The sequence below is a fragment of the Anabaena sp. WFMT genome (assembly GCF_051781005.1).
Classification (GTDB): Bacteria; Cyanobacteriota; Cyanobacteriia; order Cyanobacteriales; family Nostocaceae; genus Anabaena.
Genome location: NZ_JBPWOA010000032.1, coordinates 18,279 through 40,126 on the forward strand (window position 1 = coordinate 18,279; position 21,848 = coordinate 40,126).

General features: G+C 38.2%; 21 protein-coding genes and 1 tRNA gene. 12 read left to right on the forward strand and 10 right to left on the reverse strand.

From position 1 onward, the window contains the following. The first annotated feature begins 84 nt into the window (after window positions 1-84). The 8 genes from ACSQ6I_RS20220 (at window position 85) to ACSQ6I_RS20255 (ending at window position 7,907) form a co-directional block, all read left to right on the forward strand. Entirely contained in the window at window positions 85-1,290 is a 1,206-nt protein-coding gene (locus ACSQ6I_RS20220) for an AAA family ATPase (protein WP_438892085.1), read from the forward strand. A gap of 119 nt (window positions 1,291-1,409) precedes the next feature. After that, window positions 1,410-1,889, forward strand: coding sequence for a Spy/CpxP family protein refolding chaperone (locus ACSQ6I_RS20225; protein ID WP_438892086.1), 480 nt, complete (start codon window positions 1,410-1,412; stop codon window positions 1,887-1,889). Window positions 1,890-1,893: 4 nt separating this feature from the next. Further along, window positions 1,894-3,516 (forward strand): DUF1800 domain-containing protein, encoded by a 1,623-nt coding sequence (locus ACSQ6I_RS20230; RefSeq protein ID WP_438892087.1) that lies wholly within the window; start codon window positions 1,894-1,896, stop codon window positions 3,514-3,516. 70 nt (window positions 3,517-3,586) lie between these two features. Further along, the gene (locus ACSQ6I_RS20235; RefSeq protein WP_438892088.1) at window positions 3,587-4,813 is read left to right on the forward strand and encodes a DUF1501 domain-containing protein; all 1,227 of its coding nucleotides are present in this window, start codon (window positions 3,587-3,589) and stop codon (window positions 4,811-4,813) included. A gap of 256 nt (window positions 4,814-5,069) precedes the next feature. Beyond that, window positions 5,070-6,371, forward strand: coding sequence for an amino acid permease (locus tag ACSQ6I_RS20240; protein WP_438892089.1), 1,302 nt, complete (start codon window positions 5,070-5,072; stop codon window positions 6,369-6,371). A 4-nt stretch (window positions 6,372-6,375) separates the two neighbouring features. Beyond that, window positions 6,376-6,786: a hypothetical protein gene (locus ACSQ6I_RS20245; protein WP_438892090.1), complete on the forward strand. Its 411-nt coding sequence runs from the start codon at window positions 6,376-6,378 to the stop codon at window positions 6,784-6,786. Between the two features lie 169 nt (window positions 6,787-6,955). Continuing rightward, complete coding sequence (locus tag ACSQ6I_RS20250) at window positions 6,956-7,510, forward strand: RNA 2'-phosphotransferase (protein ID WP_438892091.1); 555 nt, start codon at window positions 6,956-6,958, stop codon at window positions 7,508-7,510. Window positions 7,511-7,634: 124 nt separating this feature from the next. Beyond that, window positions 7,635-7,907, forward strand: coding sequence for a GlsB/YeaQ/YmgE family stress response membrane protein (locus ACSQ6I_RS20255; RefSeq protein WP_438892092.1), 273 nt, complete (start codon window positions 7,635-7,637; stop codon window positions 7,905-7,907). A 141-nt stretch (window positions 7,908-8,048) separates the two neighbouring features. On the opposite strand, the gene ACSQ6I_RS20260 is transcribed toward ACSQ6I_RS20255, so the two are convergent. The 3 genes from ACSQ6I_RS20260 to ACSQ6I_RS20270 form a co-directional block, all read right to left on the reverse strand. Beyond that, window positions 8,049-8,816: a ChaB family protein gene (locus ACSQ6I_RS20260; protein WP_438892093.1), complete on the reverse strand. Its 768-nt coding sequence runs from the start codon at window positions 8,814-8,816 to the stop codon at window positions 8,049-8,051. 37 nt (window positions 8,817-8,853) lie between these two features. Then, complete coding sequence (locus tag ACSQ6I_RS20265; protein ID WP_438892094.1) at window positions 8,854-9,390, reverse strand: Dps family protein; 537 nt, start codon at window positions 9,388-9,390, stop codon at window positions 8,854-8,856. Between the two features lie 191 nt (window positions 9,391-9,581). Beyond that, window positions 9,582-9,947 (reverse strand): hypothetical protein, encoded by a 366-nt coding sequence (locus ACSQ6I_RS20270; protein ID WP_438892095.1) that lies wholly within the window; start codon window positions 9,945-9,947, stop codon window positions 9,582-9,584. A gap of 510 nt (window positions 9,948-10,457) precedes the next feature. Between ACSQ6I_RS20270 and ACSQ6I_RS20275 the strand changes: the two genes are divergently transcribed. Then, window positions 10,458-11,309 carry a polysaccharide deacetylase family protein gene (locus ACSQ6I_RS20275; RefSeq protein ID WP_438892096.1) on the forward strand — a complete coding sequence of 284 codons (852 nt, stop codon included), beginning with the start codon at window positions 10,458-10,460 and terminating at the stop codon, window positions 11,307-11,309. A gap of 114 nt (window positions 11,310-11,423) precedes the next feature. On the opposite strand, the gene ACSQ6I_RS20280 is transcribed toward ACSQ6I_RS20275, so the two are convergent. From ACSQ6I_RS20280 to ACSQ6I_RS20290, 3 genes are all read right to left on the reverse strand, one after another. Then, window positions 11,424-11,819, reverse strand: a complete 396-nt coding sequence (locus ACSQ6I_RS20280; protein WP_438892097.1) for an alr0857 family protein — start codon at window positions 11,817-11,819, stop codon at window positions 11,424-11,426. A gap of 16 nt (window positions 11,820-11,835) precedes the next feature. Next, on the reverse strand, window positions 11,836-12,354 hold the full coding sequence (locus tag ACSQ6I_RS20285; RefSeq protein WP_438892098.1) for an HNH endonuclease: 519 nt from the start codon (window positions 12,352-12,354) through the stop codon (window positions 11,836-11,838). Window positions 12,355-12,435: 81 nt separating this feature from the next. Then, a complete protein-coding gene (locus ACSQ6I_RS20290; RefSeq protein WP_438892099.1) occupies window positions 12,436-12,672 on the reverse strand; it encodes a hypothetical protein in 237 nt (78 codons plus the stop codon). A gap of 83 nt (window positions 12,673-12,755) precedes the next feature. On the opposite strand from ACSQ6I_RS20290, the gene ACSQ6I_RS20295 reads away from it, so the two are divergent. Then, window positions 12,756-13,091: a hypothetical protein gene (locus ACSQ6I_RS20295; protein WP_438892100.1), complete on the forward strand. Its 336-nt coding sequence runs from the start codon at window positions 12,756-12,758 to the stop codon at window positions 13,089-13,091. Window positions 13,092-13,727: 636 nt separating this feature from the next. Beyond that, window positions 13,728-15,758: a GAF domain-containing protein gene (locus ACSQ6I_RS20300; RefSeq protein ID WP_438892101.1), complete on the forward strand. Its 2,031-nt coding sequence runs from the start codon at window positions 13,728-13,730 to the stop codon at window positions 15,756-15,758. A 54-nt stretch (window positions 15,759-15,812) separates the two neighbouring features. Here the strand turns inward: ACSQ6I_RS20300 and ACSQ6I_RS20305 are convergent, their stop codons facing one another. The 3 genes from ACSQ6I_RS20305 to ACSQ6I_RS20315 form a co-directional block, all read right to left on the reverse strand. Continuing rightward, window positions 15,813-17,486, reverse strand: coding sequence for an ABC1 kinase family protein (locus tag ACSQ6I_RS20305; RefSeq protein ID WP_438892102.1), 1,674 nt, complete (start codon window positions 17,484-17,486; stop codon window positions 15,813-15,815). Window positions 17,487-17,990: 504 nt separating this feature from the next. Continuing rightward, the gene (locus ACSQ6I_RS20310) at window positions 17,991-18,191 is read right to left on the reverse strand and encodes a hypothetical protein (RefSeq protein ID WP_438892103.1); all 201 of its coding nucleotides are present in this window, start codon (window positions 18,189-18,191) and stop codon (window positions 17,991-17,993) included. A 258-nt stretch (window positions 18,192-18,449) separates the two neighbouring features. Next, window positions 18,450-18,522 (reverse strand) — tRNA-Glu (locus ACSQ6I_RS20315). Between the two features lie 462 nt (window positions 18,523-18,984). Between ACSQ6I_RS20315 and ACSQ6I_RS20320 the strand changes: the two genes are divergently transcribed. After that, entirely contained in the window at window positions 18,985-20,916 is a 1,932-nt protein-coding gene (locus ACSQ6I_RS20320) for a cation:proton antiporter (RefSeq protein WP_438892104.1), read from the forward strand. On the opposite strand, the gene ACSQ6I_RS20325 is transcribed toward ACSQ6I_RS20320, so the two are convergent. Beyond that, window positions 20,868-21,518, reverse strand: a complete 651-nt coding sequence (locus ACSQ6I_RS20325; RefSeq protein ID WP_438892105.1) for a cytochrome b N-terminal domain-containing protein — start codon at window positions 21,516-21,518, stop codon at window positions 20,868-20,870. The two genes, ACSQ6I_RS20320 and ACSQ6I_RS20325, sit on opposite strands and share 49 nt — an antisense overlap. Window positions 21,519-21,848 lie beyond the last annotated feature (330 nt).

A 21,848-nucleotide genomic window follows, 5' to 3' on the forward strand; every position in this document is an offset into this window, starting at 1 on the left:
AGGTAGTTTATAGTACGATAAAACTTTTCCATCATCTCCTGCATAATTACCAAATAATTCAACCATCACTACATTGCATCAAATATGGATTTTGATTATTTCAGAAGTAACGACGACAATAATTCCAAGAATAATAATCGGCAAAACTTACTCTCTAATGGTTGGCGGCCATTTCAACGTGACTTTGATTGGGGCTATTTCCAGCAAATTATATTTCATGATACCCATGAATTAACCCAAAAAACTATTAATCTAGCAAGTTATTATGCAGATGCATTAGCAAGAAAAGATTATGCTTGGTGGGCAAATTTATTAAATCTAGCTTCAGACTACACTCGTGGTGAATTGCAAAAATATTGGAATTTTATCACACCTGATGCAATAACGCCTGACCATCGCTACAAGGATGTTTTAACTACAGAAACACCCATTGTCCAATTTGTTAATCGTAATAGTATACCCATTGATTATGTTTTGAATCTATTACAAGAAATTACCGTTTTGAGGGTTTTACGTTTATTAGAACGTCCTGATATTATTACCCAATATTACTCGGAGAGAGATTTCTATTTTCCAGCAGAAAAATTCGTTAACTGGGAACGTCTAGATGTAATCAATACTGTTTATGCTTACTGGTCTAAATACGATATTTGGTTACAGATTGACCCCTATGATCGTGGACGAAGACAATATACTTTAATGTCTCAAAATCTAGCGCCATTAATTAATAAAGCGACTTATGATTTAGCAGTGATGTTGAGTGGATATCAAAGTCGTGTCGGTAAAGTTCATAATCAATTTCCCATTCGTACATTTCCCCAAGAAATTCAAGACTTTAGTGACTCAGTTCAACAAGCAATTCTCAATCAAAACCAATTAGCAGTTGTAGTACATGGAGAACCAGGTACAGGTAAAACAGCATGGACGCAATCAGTAGCTAAGGAAATTCTTGTACCCTTAGGTTATGTAATTTTTATTTTGGATCATGATGCCATTAGTAACTTTGTTCCCCCAAGTTACTTAGAAAGAATTTGTATTATCATCAACGAAGCTGATAATTTAGCTCAAGATAGAGCTTCAGAAGTAGCACAATATAATAACAAAACTGAGCATATTTTGGCCTTGCTAGATGGCACCTTGTACCAAAGTGTAATTGATGAATCTGGTGTACAAATGAAGCAGCGTTTGGTTGTATTAATGACTTGTAATACTACAGAAAGATTAGATCCAGCTATGTTGCGTAAAGGCAGAGTGGATTTAATGTACGAGTTTACACAACGGTTTGTTTGAAATAATTCAGTTTATACAACAACGGAAACAAATAGAAAAAATGAGCGTCACATTTTTCAGTAATAATGTAGGTACTACGACATAGGTCAATGTACATAATTTCCAGGAATTAAAACTGAATGTTGTTAAATCGTGTTTTTCTGATGACAGTTGCTTTAATTACTTTAGGTAGTTCTATAGCATTTGCCGAGCCTAATCCAACTCCTATACCAAGTCCAACACCTACTAAAACAACCGAACCAAATGTGGGATATCCAGGTGGATTACCCAAGGACTTGAATTTAACGCCTAAGCAACTGGAGCAAGTTAGAGAAATTCGCAGAAACAATCCGGTTAGAGAACGTATACAAAAAAAGAGAGAAGAACTGCGTCAAGCACAACAGGAATTTTTGAAACTCATGGCGGGTAATGCTAGTAAGCAGGATGTAAATACTAAATATCGTCAAATCAATAATCTCAGAGAGCAAATAGCTAATGCAGAGTATCAGGATGATCTAGAGATTAGGGAAATTTTAAACTCAACACAACGTCAGAAATGGGTTGAACATATACAAAAACGTTTTCCTGCTCCTCCAAATCCCTCAACACAACCAAAATAAGGCTATGACCTTAATAAGGAATAAATATTGGGTGTTGTCGCTGTTGCTGTTATTAGGAAGCGTTATTCCTAGTGATGCTGCGGCTAAAACTGTAAATTCCCAAGTGCTACATATCATCAACCGTTTGAGTTTTGGCCCTGCACCTGGCGATATTAAAAAAGTAGAATCTATGGGAGTACAGGGCTACATTCAACAGCAACTCTCTCCTGATTCCATTTCTGAACCAGAAAGTTTGACTCGTCAACTTTCACAAATGAAAACCCTGAATCTAAATCCGATGCAACGTTTGCAATATGCTGCAAATATTTCTGCGGGAATAACATCAGTTCAGGAAAAAAAGCAAGCTTCAATGAAGCAATCTGGTCAGATTGTCCAGGAAACAATTCAATCTAGATTGTTAAGGGCTACTAGCAGTAACCGCCAACTTCAAGAAGTGATGGTGGACTTTTGGTATAACCATTTTAATGTGGATGCTGCTAAAGGACGTAATCGCATTTGGGTGGGTGCTTATGAACAAGAAGCGATTCGTCCTCATGTATTAGGAAGGTTTCGGGACTTATTAGGAGCAACAGCACGCCATCCGGCTATGCTACTTTATTTAGATAATGCCAAAAATAAAGTTTCTAATCGTCCAGATGCTAAGGGAAAAATTGGAGGTTTAAATGAAAATTATGCCCGTGAGTTGATGGAATTACACACCTTGGGAGTAGATGGAGGTTATACTCAACAAGATGTGATTGCTTTAGCACAAATTTTGAGTGGTTGGGGGATTGTTAATAATCCTCATCAGGATAATAGTAATGGATTTGAATTCAATTCCAAACATCATGATTTTGGTGACAAGGTTTTTTTAGGAAACAAAATTAAAGGCAGTGGTGAAGCTGAGGGAGAAGAAGCTTTAGATATTTTGGCTCGAAGTCCGGCTACTGCTCGTCATATTAGTTATAAGTTAGCTCAGTATTTTGTTACTGATAAACCTCCAGAAACTTTGGTCAAAAAACTAGCACAGCGATATCTTGCGACTGATGGTAATATTCGTGAGGTACTAAATACCCTGTTCCAAAGTTCTGAATTTTGGGATGAGAAAAATTTTAATAGCAAGTTTAAAACACCCTATCAGTACGCAATTTCTGTAGTTAGGGCAACTGGGATGGAGCTAAAAAATACCAGACCAATCCAGGAATTGTTTGCTCAGTTAGCTATGCCTCTTTATCGGTGTCCAACTCCAGACGGCTATAAAAATACTAAAGAAGCTTGGTTAAATCCTGATGCGATGACTCGACGGCTGAGTTTTGCTACTGCGATCGCTAATGATAGTTTACTAATATCCAGCTTACCGCCGCAAAAGAACCCAAATAAGGTAAAAGCACCAAAACCTAGAAAAACTATCCCATCTGTGGGCGATGCTAAGTTACCCATATTCAAACCAAGACGACAAATGAAGCCGGGTAAAGTCAAAGCCCCCCAAGCCAGAAAAGCTACTAAATCTATACCTGTGGACTATGAACAACTGATGAATACATTGGGTAATTCTTTTTCTCCTCAAACCCAAAAAGCGATCGCATCAAGTCCACTAGAAATTCGTAGCGGCTTAATCTTAGGTAGCCCAGAATTTATGCAGCGCTAGTTTAGTAACGAGTACTGAGTACTGAGTAAAAATTTTCCTGATCTCTTGTCTTTCATCTATTTCCTAGCTTATGAACAGACGTGATTTTCTCCTCCAAGCCGGACTTTTTTCCACTTCAGCCATCACCACTATTGGTAGTAATACTTGGGTTGCTCATTCAGCTACTGCCAACAGCAATGCAAAACGCTTAATTGTGATCTTTCTCAGAGGTGGAGTAGATGGTTTAAACATTGTCGTTCCCTATTCAGAAACAGCCTACTACCAAGCCAGACCAAAAATTGCCATTCCCCAACCTGGTAAAGAAGGTGGAGTCATAGATTTAGATGGTCGCTTCGGATTACATCCCGTACTATCTCCATTAATGCCTTTTTGGCAAAAAGGCAATTTAGCATTTGTTCATGCTTGCGGTTTAACGAACCCGACTCGTTCCCACTTTGATGCTCAAAAATATATGGAAAGTGGAACTCCTGGTAACAAAGGAACTAGAGATGGTTGGATGAACAGGTTACTAGGTGTCATAGCGAAAAAAACCCCTGTGCAAGCAGTAACAGTGGGACAAAACACACCTTGGATTTTGTATGGTCAGATGCCTATTGCCAATTTACCATCAGGGGCAAATCCTAAAAAACGGCTACTGATAGATCGTCCGCAAGTAGCAACAGCATTTGATCAACTTTACAGTGGAGAAGATAGCCTTAGTCAAACTTATCGTCAGGGAAGAATGGCACGTGAAGCTATCATGAAAGACTTGGATCAGGAAATGACCATGGCCAACAATGGAGCGCCTTTACCTGATGGTTTTTCTAGGGATGCGAGCAGATTAGCACAACTAATGGTTAGAGACTCCAGAATTGAATTAGGATTTATGGCCTTAGGTGGTTGGGATACTCATGCTAATCAAGGTAGCACCCAAGGAACATTAGCTCAGAATTTGGGAAAATTGGGAAAAGGTTTAGCCGCTTTAGTTCAAGGTTTGGGCAATGTTTATCAAAATACCACCATCGTTGTTATGTCTGAATTTGGTCGCACCGTGCGGCAAAATAATAACGGTGGTACAGATCATGGACATGGTAACGTCGTTTGGGTTTTAGGTGGGAATGTTAAAGGCGGCAAAGTTTATGGAGAATGGCCTGGTTTATCAGCATCTCAATTGTATGAGAAAAGAGATTTAGCGATCGCTACAGATTTTCGTGATGTAATTTCTACAGTGCTGCAACGTCATATTAATTTAAATTCCAGCCAACTCAATCAAGTCTTACCAAATTACAAACCTACTCAAAAAATAGCCCTACTTTAACAGTTATCAATTGTGGGCATATCTCGTTCCCAGTTGGAAACTGGGAATACCATCACAGAGGCTCTGCCTCTGCTGTCAATCAAGACAGAGCCTTCTAACATTCATTCCCATACAGAGTATGGGAACGAGAACAACGAGAAAAGCTTTCGGCGATTTTCTCTGTGAAATTCATCGTAAATAAAGCATTTTTGCTACAATTATTTACATAAATTAATATGATCTGCCCATTTTGGGCAGATACTTGAGCAAAAACCCTATGAAGACAGTTCTAAAATCAGAACAAAAGCAAATCACTAGATTATTTTCTCATCTGGATTTTGATGGCGATAAGTTCAATCATCAACCAGGTAGTGTACTAGGAAGTACTGCTCTGATTGCCGGAACCACCGTGGGGGCTGGAATTCTGGCTCTACCTGCGGTAACATTACCATCGGGTGTTTTGCCATCTACAACCTTACTAATTGCAGTTTGGCTGTACACACTATTCTCAGGGTTGTTAATTGCGGAAGTGACTTTGAACGTCATGCGTTTAGAGGGTATTCCCAATCTAGGTTTTTTAGCAATTGTAGAAAAGACCCTTGGTAAAGTGGGAGCGAGAGTTGCTGGTGCTACATATTTGTTTATGCACTATGCTCTTTTAGTGGCATATATCAGCAAAGGTGGAGATATTTTAGCATCAGCATTAACCAAAATAGCAGGGTTAGAAAATCTTTTACCTAACTGGGCAGGAACAACAACTTTTACCCTATTATTTGGGGGTATTCTTTATCTAGGAAAAGAAAGGTTTATTCAGAAATTAAATAGTGCTTTTGTCGCCATTGTTATTATTTCTTTTTTAGGTCTATTGTTGTTAGGAGCAGGGCAAGTAAAAAGCACTCAATTCCTATTTCAAAATTGGCATACTCTTGGCAGTGCTATTTCAGTGATGTGTGTAGCCCTTTTTTATCATAATATTGTTCCAGTAGTTGTGACGCAACTAGAAGGAGATATACCCAAAATACGTCAATCCATTATCATTGGTTCGGCAATTCCATTAATGATGTTCTTAGCTTGGAACGCCGTAATTTTGGGAAGTATTAATCCCGATATATTGCAGAATAATTCAGATAATAGCAGTGTTTTCGATCCACTACAAATTCTCAGAACAGGTAACGCAGGAGAATTAATAGGATTATTAATAACTGTTTTTTCGGAATTTGCCATCATTACATCATTTATCGGTTTTGTTTACGGGTTAATAGATTTTTTCCAAGATATTTCTCGAATTAAAAAAACTGAACTTTCTCGATTACCTCTTTACTCACTCATTCTGTTTCCACCAATGAGTTTAGGAACAGTAAACCCTACTATCTTTTTTGCTGCGCTAGATTACACAGGAATCTTTAGTATTTCAGTTTTAGGTGGAATTATTCCGGCAATTATGAGTTGGCAACAAAGGGAACAACAAAAATTAGCAAATGGTATTTATCAATCGCTTATACCTGGTGGTAAAATCACATTAACTGTGATGATTGCCATTGCATTATCCCTAATAATGAAACAAATTTTATCAATTTAAATAGATGAATTCAATATCTACCTTGAAGTTGACTAAAGGAGCAATTCTGCGTTTAAGCCTTTTGTTTATAGCAATGATCGCGTTTGTTTTGTGGTTACAGCAGTCTGGTTCACTGGAAAATCCACAACTGCTAGAAACCCTTTACCGTCAGGGAAATTATATTGAGGCGGTATTATGGAGTTTATTTTCATTGGGGTTTCTTATCTATAGTTATAAACGAAATTACCTCATTGCTAAACGCAAAAATCAAATTACATCTATAATTTTCCTATTGTTTGGATTATCGGATATTGTCGAAATTCAAACTGGAGGCTGGTGGAAACCTTGGTGGCTGTTGCTCTGGAAAGCAAGTTGTGTTATTGGCTTTATAGTTTGTTTTTGGGATTATTTAAAAATTCGTAAGTATTCAGGATAGAGAATACAGGAGTCAGGAGAATAAAGATTTTTCGAGTCAACTTTGATGATGTTGAAAAAATCTCACTTCTCTCTATTCCTGATTTCATAAGCATTCTGACTCCTGACTCCTGTATTCTTACAAAAATTCAGCATTCAAAAAATTATTAAATCATCTTTAATTATTAAAAATGAGTAACTCTCGCTTAGTAAAAATTAGTAAATTCCTGAGTAAATATCTACGTCATACACCAGAAGAAATTGGAATTAAATTAGCTCCTGGTGGTTGGGTTGCTGTTGATCAATTACTAACGGCTTGTACTAACCACAAATTTCCTATCACCTTAGAAGAATTACAGGAAGTAGTCGCTACCAGCGATAAAAAACGCTTTGCTTTTGATTCTACATTTACTCTCATTCGTGCTAATCAAGGACATAGTACAGAAGTTGATTTGCAATTACAACCTGCTGTACCTCCAGATGTGCTTTATCACGGTACAGGAAACATATCTGTAGATTCAATCTTGCAAACAGGACTTTGTAAAATGTCACGTCATCATGTTCATTTATCAGCAGATATTACTACAGCCAAAATAGTGGGTGCAAGGCATGGAAAACCTATTATTTTTACTGTCAATGCTGCGGTTATGCTTCAAGAAGGTTATATTTTTTACTGTTCTGATAATGGCGTTTGGTTAGTAGATAATGTGCCACCTAAATATTTATATTTGACAGATGTTAAATAACTAATTTGTATTTTTTTGAATTATCCATTTATGAATTAAGCATTATTTTAAGTACCTCTTTTGATAGAAGTAGTTAGTACCTAAAATTACTAATCTATTTACAGGAGCTTTAACTAATTAAATTATGAACATTATTGCTTGGATAATTCTAGGACTTATTGCCGGAGCGATCGCTAAAGCTATTTATCCTGGTCGTCAAGGTGGGGGGATTTTAGCGACCATGATTTTAGGTATGGTTGGCGCTTTTGTTGGTGGAACTTTAGTAACTCTTTTAGAAACAGGAACATTACAATTTACAGCTGCAACTCTGAGTATTCCTGGCATAATTGTGGCTATTATTGGCGCAATAGTTGCCATTTTTCTGTGGGGTTTATTTACTGGGCGTACTAGTTATTAAGTGGAATAATGAAGATGAATTAGTGGCTAAAGCCCAGGATTATATAAAATAACCTTTAGTCAGCGATGAAAAGGTAATGAGTTTTACCCCATTACCTAATTACCTATTACTAATTATTCCTAATTATTTAATTGCCAGAAATTAAACTCCAACTTTTTCTTTGGAGAAGATACCATTTTCATCTTCATCAAATTGTTGATGAACCGCATCCCAGCCGGCTTGTTCTGATGTAAATTCGTCGCTAGTTTCATTGAGTACGGCGTTATATCGCTTAATGAATACCTGCTGCGCGTCTTCTGATAGATGAGTGCGAACTTCAGGGGATAAATCCTCTGGACTGTTACATGGGCCAGGACAAGGATGAGCCAAAGTTTTATCACTTGTGTGAATTTCTTCAGCACCAGCACTTTCTAATAGCAATTGAAATTCACCTGTGCGATCACTCGGAATTTCCGCCATTAATAAAAATTCTCCAGCTTGTAAGCGGGTTTGGTAAATTGCTGCTTTCTCTTCTGGCATCCCCAAAGCCATCAGAACTGACACTAAACCAGCACCAGCACTACCAGCGATCGCACCACTCGCAGCCCCCAACAACACAGCAGCAATCGGTCCTGCTGCCACAATCGGTCCCACAAAGGGAATAAATAACACACCTACACCCGTCAACAAGCTCAAGAAGGAACCAAATAAAGAACCAAATACTGCACCTGTTCTTAAACCCCCTAAAATCACATCTCGCTTAGTAATAAAACCAGAAATTCGAGTTTCTGACTGAAAATTTCTACCCATTACCGAAATATGATCCTTCGGTATATTTCTATCTAGTAAACGGTGAATTACATCATCAATTTGTTTCTGTTCTTTAAATACAGCCGAAATTGTCCGTTCTGCTTGATATCCTTCTGACACTTGTATACTCCTTTTAATTGTTGTTGACAATTCTTGATTACACACCAACTGGAATTTTAGTTGCTGCTGCTTCTTGTCTATCTGGTTCTAATGACTCCCCTTGAATAAATGAGCGCAGCATCCAAGCCATCTCCTCATGTTCTTCCATTAAATTAGTCAAAAAATCAGCAGAACCTTGATCATGAAATTCTTCACTACACCGATCTACATGACTTCTTAAATTGCGAATAACCTGCTCATGATCTTCCAATAATCGAGTTACCATCCCCGTTGCTGTGGGAATTTCGCCACTATATTCTTTGAGAGTAGCAATCTTGATAAATCCTTCCATTGTGCCAGTCGGATAACCTCCTAACTTACGAATCCTTTCAGCTAATGCATCAATATTTTCAGTCAGTGATTCGTATTGTTCATCCCAAAGCTCATGCAAAGTGCGGAACTGAGGTCCAACCACATCCCAATGATACTTTTTAGTTTTTACTACAAGTACATAAGAATCTGCTAAATCTTGATTTAACAAATTCATCACACCATAACGCTGCTCTTCTGTCAAACCAATGTTAATTCCAGTCATTATTTTTCTGAATCTTTTATTAGTACTTAAATATAAGTTCACCAAATATCAACATGATCCACATCAATCAAAGGTGATATTAGTGTTTGTTTTCTTCTATATCTTTAGAAATACTCTGATTATTTACTCATAATTCAACAAAATAGGGTCAATTTATAATATGTGCATTGACCCTAGAACCTGAATGATATTTACTTACTTCCGCCTGTAACTTTTTCCAGAAAGCCTTCTACTTCCTGTTCTACTGAAGTTGCATTTTGTGAATTTCTGGGAGTTTTCATCTTGTCAATATCAGCATCTCCCTGAACTTCATTCAGCCCTCTCTTTGTCTTTTCTTGAGTTTCTTTGAGTCCTATGGGTGGAGATTTGGCCGCTTCATCCGTTTGACGTTGAGTTTCCAATAGTTGTGTTGTTCCTTCTGTGGCTTCACTTTGATAACTACTGATAGCTAAAGCAGGAGAAGCACTAAATAAAAATATGAAGGCACAGGCAAAAGCCATGAATATGAATCTGGATGCTAACTGAAATCTAGATACAGCAAAATCAAGAATCTTCATTTGATATTTTCGCGCTTTATGTTTCTACTTGCATGGTAATTAAAATAACTATTTATTTCATCAATCTTCAGATATAATTTCCCTTGAACATGAATTTAGATAAAATCGATCTTGAGATATAAAAAAGGGCTAATGATGAGATTTAGCTTTTATACACGATCATCATCAAGCGATCGCGCATATACGGTTAGAATTTAAATTCAGTAGGGGTAAAGCAAACGCTCATTGGTGTCAACTTAACGTGAAAGCCTTGCAAAATATCAGTTTCACCCTTTCTCGTTCCCATACTCTGTATGGGAATGAATTCTAGAAGGCTCTGCCTTCTATGAAAACAGAGGCAGAGCCTCTGTAATAGCATTCCCAGTCAGAGACTGGGAACGAGATATCATCAGGATTTGAGCTTAAGTTGACACCAATGAGCTTTTGCTAAACCCCTACACTACGCCTAAATTTTCTGTTAAAACTGTAAAAGTTCAAATTCCCATCCGGTGATATATTTCACAGAAATTTATGCTGCCAAGTGATAATTACACTTCCACAAACAACTACAAAAAAACAATAAAAATATTTGCTGTTGTCACAATAGTATTATCTCTAACTGCTTGTACCAGTAACCCAAATACACCACAATTAAAAACCAGCAGCGAAGCCGTGGGAGTTTCCATTCCTGAAAATAAAGCAAATACAAAATCACAACCAACCGCTAAAATTGAAAACCTGAATTTTACCGTTCCGGCTAAATTTCAAGGAAAGACAGTTTATAAAATTGAACCTAAACATAACGAAAAAGTCATTGCTTTAACTATTGATGATGGCCCTTGGCCAAAAACCACAGTAGAAATGTTAGACATCTTCCAACAAAATGATGTGAAAGCCACATTCTTTTGGGTAGGAAATTCATTACAAGCCAATCCCGAAATAGCTCAACGAGTTGTAGCTGAAGGTCACGCTATTGGTAATCATACATGGAATCATTTATATAAACGGATGGATGCAGCCACAGCTAAAAATGAAATTGAAAAAACAAATGAATTAATCTATCAAATAACAGGTGTAAAAACATCTATTTTCCGTCCCCCCGGAGGCTATTTAAACAACGGATTAGCTGCTTATGCTAAAAGTCAAAAAAATTCCGTTGTCATGTGGTCAGTGACTTCAGCCGATACTGATCCTCGTGCAAAATATCAAGTATTCGTTAAAAATATTCTCAGAGATGCTAAACCCGGTGCAATTGTTTTAATGCACGATGGTGGAGGGAATCGGGAAAGAACTGTCAAAGCCTTACCAGAAATTATTACTGGACTCAAACAACAAGGTTATAGATTTGTGACAATTCCTGAATTATTAGAAATGGAAAAATAGCCGATCGCACCAAAACGGTAAAAGCCTTGCCAGAAATCATCACCAGACTCAAACAGCAAGGCTACCGATTTGTCACACTTCCCCAATTGCTGGAAATACAACGATAAAGTTCAATCAACATTCAGCACTTTTGACAGCAGCATCAGCTTGAGCCTCATTCCAAAGTTTGTTTAAAAAGAACTCAGTGCGATCGCTCATTGTCGTCACAAATACACCCACAGCATCATCTTCACCATCTGATAACCAAGAACCCCGCAGAGTGACTTCCAGATATTCAGCATCACAGGTAGACAACACTATGATTTCACCATCATTTCGTTGCACCTCAATCTTCAGCCTTTCTACTCCCAGTAAATCAACAGGAAGCAAAAAGGAAGCCGTGCTAGGTTCAAAATGTAGAGGTTGACCAATGCGTAGTGCCAAAATTACTCTTTGCGTCACCCATTCTTCTAGTGACAGAGTAAGACACTCTAAATTAAAACTCCCTTCAGTGTAAGTTAATTTCAGCATTCCTTATGCTCTCCTGTTATTCCAGGTTTGCTTGTAGATCTATCCAGAACTGTTCCGCAAAATAAACAGCTGGGTGGACTGGTGCTTTTGGCTTGGTACGCAATTGCATTCCAACTTCAGCGATCGCTTTATCGCCTTTACGAGAATTACATCTTTCACAGGCTGTGACTACGTTACTCCAAGAATGAGAACCGCCTTTAGAACGCGGAATCACATGATCTAACGTCAGACGTTTGTTAGTACCGCAATATTGACAACTGTGATGATCTCGTCGCAGCACTTCCCGCCGATTTACTGGGGGAACTTTCCACATCCTCTCAGCCGCAGCAATTTTCAACCGGATGTGCTTTGGTACAGATAACACTAAGCTAGGTGAGTGAACTAGCCATCCCTCTTTTGTGGAAAAGTCCAGTGGTTCAGCTTTGTTAGTCACTAACAACACAATCGCTCGTTTAATATTGACCCGACACAGTGGTAAATAATTTTGAGAAAACACCACCACGGATTGCTCTAAAACTTGTATGGCGCTCGTCACAGCCCGACTCCTTATTAAAAAACCCCCGCTTCTGATTTGGTTGAAGCGGGGGTTAGAAATTGACCTGATACTTTTCTGGTCTTATTGCGGTACAGCATTCGTTCGCTTGTACCTCCCGCTTCTTGTATCTATTTGTGGTTTACTAATCAGCCCATCAAAACTGATATATCTAAAATCATCATTACCCTCTGTGTTTTGCCTTTGATGCTGGCTACCATCGGCCATAAATAGATACTCCACTCCCACAGCAGCAAATTCCCAATTGGCTTGGCAATTGGCGGGATACGAGGAGGTAGAGATGGGGTAAAAGGATTTCACAGAAAATTTCACCTATTGAACATTTCTTTAAACATACTACACTTGTATTACTATCCTGTCTATACCCATTAGGAGAAAAAATCATGCATACCATCGCACGCACCCCAACCACCGACATGGAAGTTACCAGCATCCGCTTGGAGCGCGAACTTAAAGATAAACTCAAGGAGATAGCTGGCAATCAAGGATATCAAGCCCTGATCCGAGATATCCTCTGGAATTATGTCCAGCAAAAATCAGGTGAATGGAAACCCAGATTTTCCCGTGCTGATATTCGAGCTAGTATACCGGCTACAGCCCAGCAAGAAGAACGCTGTGTACTCACAGGCACATTAATTCAAGCTCAACAGCCTATGTTATTGGCGCTAACCAAGAATGGCGATATGGTTCCTCTAAGTGTCGAGAGTCTGGCTGAGTGACAAGTGCTGAGTGCCGAATGCTGAAGGAAACTTTCTACTCGTTAATTATTTCTGCCAGCCTGCACCAGTCTTAATATTTCGGTAAATGCAGCCTAGTTTTCCTAAGAGTAACTAGGTTGCGTTTAAAATTTGGTTTTGATTGATGTATTTTCTTGTTTGGATCTGGCGACAGGTTTAGATAAATCAACTCGGTAAACCAAGAATAACCGAAATAGAATTTCGGGGAGGTCAATAACGTATCCAGTATTAACTCGGATACCAACTATGATATTTTTTATTTAATTCCAGAGAAATTACGGTTTATGTAAAGTTGCAGACACGATATCCTAGTTTTGAGACGCTAAACTAATTCAACCTCGAAATTCTGATACAAGTGGCTCTTTGAGTATGGGCGAAAAATTAATCCCTGATTACTACCAAGGGTATAGAAGACTTGCAGCCTCGTAGCAGTTTTTCAGTTACAACCCTAAATTTACTGCTTTATCCGCTAATATCTAGATTGATATGGCTGTTAAAGACAGTAACTGAAAATATAAATAAATAATAAGATTTGACCGAAAATCTTCATAAATGACTCAGGATTCATCAGATTGTTAGCATTTTTGTATCGGATGATCATCCACTAGTGTACCAGTAATGAAAAAGCGTTTATTGTCACTCCCACAATACGTAAATGATGTAGAAGAACTACAAAAATACCCCGCCAAGCTGATGCAGCAACAGGAAAAAACAGCCCACGCTTTGGCACAGGATATTAATCATATCATCGCCAATAGTACAAATCCATCCTCGATGCTGCAAGAAATTGCTCACTTACTAGGAGTAGCATTTAAAGTAGATTGCTGCTGTCTAGTAACAGTCGCAGGTGATGAATCTGCTGAAGTATCTACGGCTAATTGGTGTAGTGAAGAATATCTGGAATTATCAGACTCTGCCGAAATATTATCAATGGAACAGTTGATGATGAGTTCACCAGTTGTACAATGTGCAGCTGAACCATTGACTATTGATGATATTTCCATAATTCAAAAAAATCTAGTAATTGGGTGTCAATCTCTATTAGTCCCGATTAAATCGGTTTTAGCAATTCCCACGCGATTTAATGGGAAACAGAATGGTGTAATTAGCCTGATAAAATTCCAACCTTATGATTGGAATGAATCAGAAAAACAATTACTCAAGTTAGTAGCCTTATCTTGTGCGATCGCATTAGCTCAAATATCACAAACACATCTGCTCACAACTCAAAAGCAGTATCTGCACAAAACTAGCCAGCATCAAAGTCTAATTAAGCAATTAACTATACTAAGTCTTAGTAACTTGGAGTTGAATCAAATGCTCCAGTTGGTGATCTCATCGACTGCGGAATCTTTAGAAGCAGATCGAGGTTTATTGATTTTATTGAAATACGCAGATCCAATGTTTAGGAATCGTCCAAAAAAGCAAATTCCTAAAGCCAAAGCTACTGTAGTTGGGGAATGGAATAAGACTAACAGCGTTTCTGCCACTGCTTTAGAAAAATTAGAGCAGTCTTTTTGGTTATCAGATTGTAGTTTATGTCAGCGTGTATTCGTAGAATCGGGGAAACCGATTATGATTGATAATCTTACAGAACAAAAAGATGATTGGCAACCAAATCCATTATTTGCCGTGGATGAGTTCCCTGCCACACTGTTAATGCCATTGGAAAATCAAGGCAAAGTTTTAGGATTTGTGGTTTTACAGCAAGAAGTTGCTCGCAATTGGCAACCTGCGGAATTGAATCTGGTAGAAATGGTCTGCGCTCAATTGAGTAATGCCATAATTCAGTCACAGACACTACGTCAAGTCCAAAATTTAGTAGACGAACGAACAGAGCAACTAAAGCGGAGTTTGGAAGTACAGGCAAAATTGTATGAAAGAACAAAGCAATACGTTGAGCAGTTACAACAATTAAATGAACTCAAAGATGAATTTGTCAGCAACATTAGCGATCGCTTGCGTTATCCTCTGACAAATATGCGAATGTCTATTCGTAACCTACGGTTGCCAGGAATTTCAGCAGATCGTCAATCTCGATATCTAGATATTCTAGAATCAGAATGTACCAAGGAAATTAACTTGATTAATGACCTGCTGACACTCCAAAAACTTGAATCTCATCAAGAAGCACCACAATTTGAAACTATAGATTTAAATACTAAGATTAATGAGTTTGTCGCTGGTGTTGAAAAGCAACTGACGGAGAAGGAATTAACTATCACCGTAGATTTACCCAAGGAACCGCCGTTAACACTCCAAACCGAAATAGAGAGTTTTGAGCGCATTTTGCAAGAACTTTTCACTAATGTCAGTAAATACTCAGAGCGTAATACTGTTGTCCATTTACAAGCCAGTCACAGAGTCGAACAAGAAATTGATCAAGTTATTATTAAAGTGACTAATACAGGGCGTGGCATCTCACAAGAGGAAGCAGCCTATATCTTTGACAAGTTCCGTCGTGGTAAAGGACGTTGGACACCAGGTACAGGCTTGGGATTAGCGCTAGTAAAATCTCTAGTACAGCATTTGCAGGGAGCGATCGCTATTGAGAGTACTCCAATTACAGACTCCCCTCTCAGCGAAATTTGTTTTACCCTCACTCTACCTCAGTTTTCCCCACCAACTCAACCATATTCCCAACAGTAATTACAAAAAAACACAACGGGATTTTGACCGAAAATAATGGGATACTTTAGCCAGCTACTTTTTACTCAATTTTTCTATTTTCTCGATAACTGCTAATTTCATTAGGGATTTAACTAATAAATATAGACAAAAACCACATACACAAAAAACAGCAATTGCCCAATTATTATACTTGGCGATCGTCAAAATTAATCCTGTCAACATACTAAATCCTGTTAAACAAGCATAAATTAAGGTTTTGACTGCTAGATAAATTCGTCTTAATATGCGATCGCTTTCAACATTTTTAACTCTTAATTGTAACTCTCCTCTTTCAACTCTTTCTTCTAATTTTTTAACTAAAACTTCAGTTTTATTCGGTTTTGTCAATTGATATTGAAGAAAATCCCTTGCTTGTCTGCTTAATTGGGCAATAGCATTTCCTTTACTTTTTGTAGTTGCCAGACTTTTGACAAATGATTGGGCTGATGCTGTAGGATTATATTTAGGATCTAAAGTCCTAGCAATACCATCTAATGTCGTTAAAGCTTTTAAAATAAATGTCATTTGAGCAGGTAGGCGAAATGGCTGCTGTTCAAACATTTCATAAAGTTCACTTTTTAACTCGCCTAATGCCCTAATATCTAAGGGTTTATCGGTGAACTTATCTAATAAAAATGTGATTAATCTTCTCACTGGAGTCATATCTGGGATAGGTTCAAGTAATCCCATACTCATTAGAGTATTTACTACCTCATCACTATCCTTTTTTAACACAGCAAAAAAGGTTTTAATCATCTGATCTTTATCCAAAGTTCTGATTTCTGCCATCATGCCAAAATCATAGAATATGATACTACCATCTGGATTGACTGCCATATTCCCTGGATGAGGATCAACTTGGAAAAATCCATCTTGTAATAACTGTTTTAAATAACAACAAATACCCGTTTCATTTACCTTATTAATATTAATTCCACAAGCTTCTAAAGCGGCTTTATCATTTATTTTAATTCCTGGTCTATATTCTAAAGTTAATATCTTAGTTGTAGTATATTGCCAATATACTTTAGGCACGATAATACGCGGATATCCATAAAAATTCTCCCTAAATCTATCAGAATTTTTGCCCTCTTGAATATAATCAATTTCTTGAAACAACAAATTAAAAAACTCATCATAAATCGCTTCCAAATTATATTTTTTAACCTGGACAAAATATTTATTGCAAAACTTAATTAACTGTAATAATATCTTAAAATCTAACTTAAATAAATCCTCTAAACCCGGACGTTGTACTTTGATAACAACCTCTTCGCTAGTGTATAATTTAGCTCTATGAACTTGACCTAAACTAGCAGCAGCTAAAGGATTAAATTCAAATTCTTGATAGATAAATTGTAAAGGTTTACCTAATTCTAACTCAATCATAGCGATCGCTTCTTGACTACTAAAAGCCGGAACTTGATCCTGTAAAGTTCCCAAAGCTTCCACATATTCTAAAGGTAATAAATCAGCACGAGTTGATAAAGTTTGACCAATTTTAATAAAAGTAGGGCCTAAATTAATTAAAGTATTAACCAACCAAATAGCCCGGTTTTTTTTATGTGCTAAAGAATCTTGGGGAAAAATACTATCCCACCAAAGAAATAACATAAATTTCCCCGCAGCCATAAAAATGTCTATTTTTCGAGATAAAGCAGAATATTTAGTTTTTTGCCAACGAAATTTTTTAGATTTTGATCTCATAAATATAAACAAAAATAGTAAGCACTCATACCATTTCACGAAAAGCCTGATACAAATTATTGGTGTTTAATCTTTCCCCCTGCCGCCTATTTGTATCAACTTTAAAGTGAAACGGTATCAGGGGGTGTAAAGAAAACGAAAAACAACCCCACAAAATAAACTCATAAAAATTAAGCAGCTTTCAACAAGTCAGAATCATCAGCGCAAGTAGTAGCTACTGGAATTGACATACTCCTCACTCTTCTAGGGTGGGGATTCTGGGGTCAAACAGCAACTGCTGGCACAGCCAGTCTAACATCACCTAACCCAATGGTTGATACCCCAACGCTCAGAGGAAGAGTACAAGATACTTGTAGAGTATTGCTCACAAGACAAGTCGTACTCAAAATGACGTGCTTAGGGAGTTAATCAGGAAGTTAAATAAAAGCCATTCTAGAAGGACGGAGCTTTAAACCCACTTTTTTGGTAAAGAAGGAATGTTTGTATCACCATGACAGCAACGGACTAAATTATAAATTCCAAAACATGAGGTTTTTGACATTTAAGGGTTGTAACCACAGTTAACATCCGGGTAACTAAAACACGACCAGCCTCGGTTTGAGAGCCGAAACTGGTACGTCTCCAGATGTTTGCGCTTTGGATATGAGTCTGTCCCCAATCTTCTGGGGGTATCTGCTCTAAGTGATTGACGCGCTTGTGTTCCATTTCGCTTAATTTATCAGATTTTGAGGGTAATTTTTGGCTATTTCTTTTCTACCCCCTTGAATGGTTATGCTGGCAATACCAATATCAATTATTGAATGCTGCCTCAGCCAAGACTGACCATTCAATCTTATGGCTATTAGTCAAAGTGCTAATAAGTTAAGCATTGCGTAAATCTATAACTCAGAATAAATTAGTTGTTAGGCAGAAAAGAAATTGACTAAATCTTTTTTACCTTTCTAATTATTTATATTTTTAAAGTACCCCCAGGGGAATTCGAATCCCCGTTACCTCCGTGAAAGGGAGGTGTCCTAGGCCTCTAGACGATGGGGGCATTGGACTCAGACTTTATATAAAGTAACGGATTTTTCAGAGCTTGTCAAGAAGTTTGGCAAAAAAATTTTGAATAGCATCTAAATCAGTAGGAAATTGAAGGAGGCAGGAGGCAGGAGGCTTTCTTAGAGGGGGATTCAAACCCACCTCTAATTGAAGACCGCCAAATCTGAGATTGTTGAGGGGGACTTAAACCCAAATTGTTGTGGCAAAAGGCTTTATTCTTAATTAAAAAATTTTCCCTTCTGCCTCCTGCCTCCTGCCCTCTGCCTTCTGCCTCGCCCGAAAGCTGGTCAACATAGCCTATTTGGTCGCCAACTAGCTAAAAAAGATGTACCATAGAAGACTAAGCACAAAAGAATCTCTTAATTTCTTAACGATGGGTGTGCTGTTGTACCCTGTAAAGTGAGTATTTATGATTCTTTACAAAGGATTTTGAAATCAATCTCTCAAAATCTACAACATGGAAGCATCTTTTGAAATTACCTTACAGATGGTGTTTACGGTCATTGCTGGCATTAGCGCCCAAGTAATGGCTGCATACCTCAAGCTACCTAGCATCGTCTTATTACTTCTGTTGGGCATCCTATTAGGCGCTGATGGTATCGGATTATTACATCCCCACATACTAGGAACTGGAGTAGAAGTCATCGTCTCTCTAGCAACGGCAATTATCTTGTTTGAGGGTGGACTCAAATTGGATTTGCGGGAGTTGAGCAGAGTTTCAGTCAGTTTGCAATTACTAGTCACTCTGGGAACGCTAATAACTCTCCTGGGTGGAAGTATGGCAGCTCACTGGCTGGGAGAATTTCCTTGGAATATAGCTTTTCTCTATGCTTCCATAGTCGTTGTTACAGGGCCAACAGTTGTTGGTCCCCTGCTCAAACAAATTAACGTAGATCGACAAGTGGCGACGCTGTTGGAAGGTGAAGGGGTTTTAATCGACCCAGTGGGAGCTATTCTCGCCTACGTTGTCCTGGATACTATTTTAAATGGTGATACTGACCCTATTAAGGCCATCATTGGTTTGTTAATGCGTTTAGGTGTGGGCGCAGCCATTGGGGGCGTTGGTGGCTACCTGATGAGTTGGATTTTTAAACGCGCTAATTTTCTCTCTTTTGAACTGAAAAACTTAGTAGTTCTGGCAGTACTGTGGGGTTTATTTACCCTAGCGCAGACTGTTAGGAGTGAGTCAGGAATTATGACTACAGTCGTTGCTGGTGCAGTATTTGCCAACTCATCAGTTCCGGAAGAACGGCTATTGAAAAGCTTTAAAAATCAGCTGACAATTCTCAGCGTTTCTGTACTGTTTATCCTTCTAGCTGCTGACCTATCTATTGCCAGTGTATTGGCTTTGGGTTGGGGTAGTTTATTCACTGTTTTGGTATTAATGTTCGTTGTCCGCCCCATTAACGTTCTGTTATGTACTTGGAATAGTAATCTCAATTGGCGACAGAAACTGTTTTTAAGTTGGGTTGCACCTAGAGGTATCGTTTCTGCCTCTGTGGCTTCTTTATTTGCGATTTCCCTGACCCAGCGAGGCGTTAATGGTGGTGATGCGATTAAAGCTTTGGTGTTCTTGACAATTATGATGACAGTTTTTTGTCAAGGGTTAACAGCAGGCTGGTTGGTTAAGTGGTTGCGAATCACTTCTAAAGATGCAACTGGGGCGCTGATAGTTGGTTGTAATCCCTTGAGTTTGTTAATTGCCCGATTTTTTCAAGAACGGGGAGAAAGTGTGATCATGATTGATACTGACTCCCAGTATTTTGCTCAAGCTGAAGCTCAAAATTTGCGGGTAATTGCTAGTAGTGCGCTAGATGCAACAGTTTTAGAAGAAGCGGGAATTGCTTCTATGGGAACTTTTTTGGCGATGACTAATAATGGGGAGGTGAATTTTGTTTTAGCACAACGGGCTGCTGAGGAATTTAGTCCACCTCGTGTTTTAGCAGTCTTTCCCCGTGATCCTCAAAGTTCTAATTCAAATAGTAAGGTTGATCAGGCTTTTGTATCCGATTTACCGATTAAAACTTGGCATGAGTATTTGAACGATGGCAGGGTGAAATTGGGGACAACGACTTTAAATGAGGAGGAATTTGCTAGTCAGCAGGAGCATATCCAAGAGAAGATTCGCAATGGGCTGTTAGTACCATTGTTAATAGAACGAGAAGGTCGTCTACAGGTGATGTCCGCAAATCAGGATTGGGAAATTGGCGATCGCATTATCTACTTGTTACACGATTCTCGACCGAACTTGTTAAAACGCTTATCTGGTGCAAGTCAGTCTACACCCCTGTCCTTGGAAAAGTTAGCGGAGGTAGAAGAATTACCCACCGCTAAATTGTCTCAACTTTCTGCTAGTGATGTATCTGCTAATGAACTATCTAGTAATTGAAGCACGCTGTTCTCTTGAGACATTTCCCACTCTTGCCATAACAAGGCAGACAGATGTACTACAGCCAAAATGATAGTTGTAGCCCCAATCACGTAGCTGTGCAGGCTATAAAGATGTTGCACTGTCAAAGTGTTAATCGCCCCTCCACCAACTAAAATGTCTCGTAGTTGTCCACCAATGAAAGGAATTGATTCAATTGTGCCTAGCTCAATTTGGAATCGCCAGTATCCTAATTGATCCCAGCCAATCAGCATGGCTGTCCAATTTAAACCAATGGCACTTAATGTCAACAAAATGCCACTGATCCAAGCAGTCAGCCAACTCTGACGAAATTGCCGACCTAAAAACATGACGACGAGATTAATGAGTGCGATCGCAATAACGGCGTTACCAGCAATTTCATGAGTTGTATAAAATAACCAGCCATAGGGTACTTGTGTCTTAATCATCTGCAATGAATGATAAGCACCACCTGCTGTTGGTTCGTAGTAAAAAGACAGTAAAACTCCCGTTGAGGTGTAAATGAGGCTCAGAGTCAAAATTACGACAGATAAAATTGTCGCCAGTCGCCGCAAAAACCGATCAAATAAGGTACTTTGCATGGACAAACCTCTGGTTTAATTAATTGTGTATTTATATAACGATTATAATCAATATTTTAATGAAACTTTAAATTATAATTAATTTAGGCAAATAAAGTAAAAACTTAAGATTACTCGAACCTTCCTGTTTTGAATGCCAATATAAGAAGTTATTATTTGGTTAGAGGAACCCATCTCTGAAGATGGCAATATAATCGAAAAAGATAAAATAGCTAGTACAGCACGGCAGAAATGGCTCAGTAGTTAGCAAGAGACAAAAAATAGATTTTATCAGCGTTACAGTCTTCTATCTTCTGACTTCTGCCTTCTTAGACTAGTCAAATGCAACCG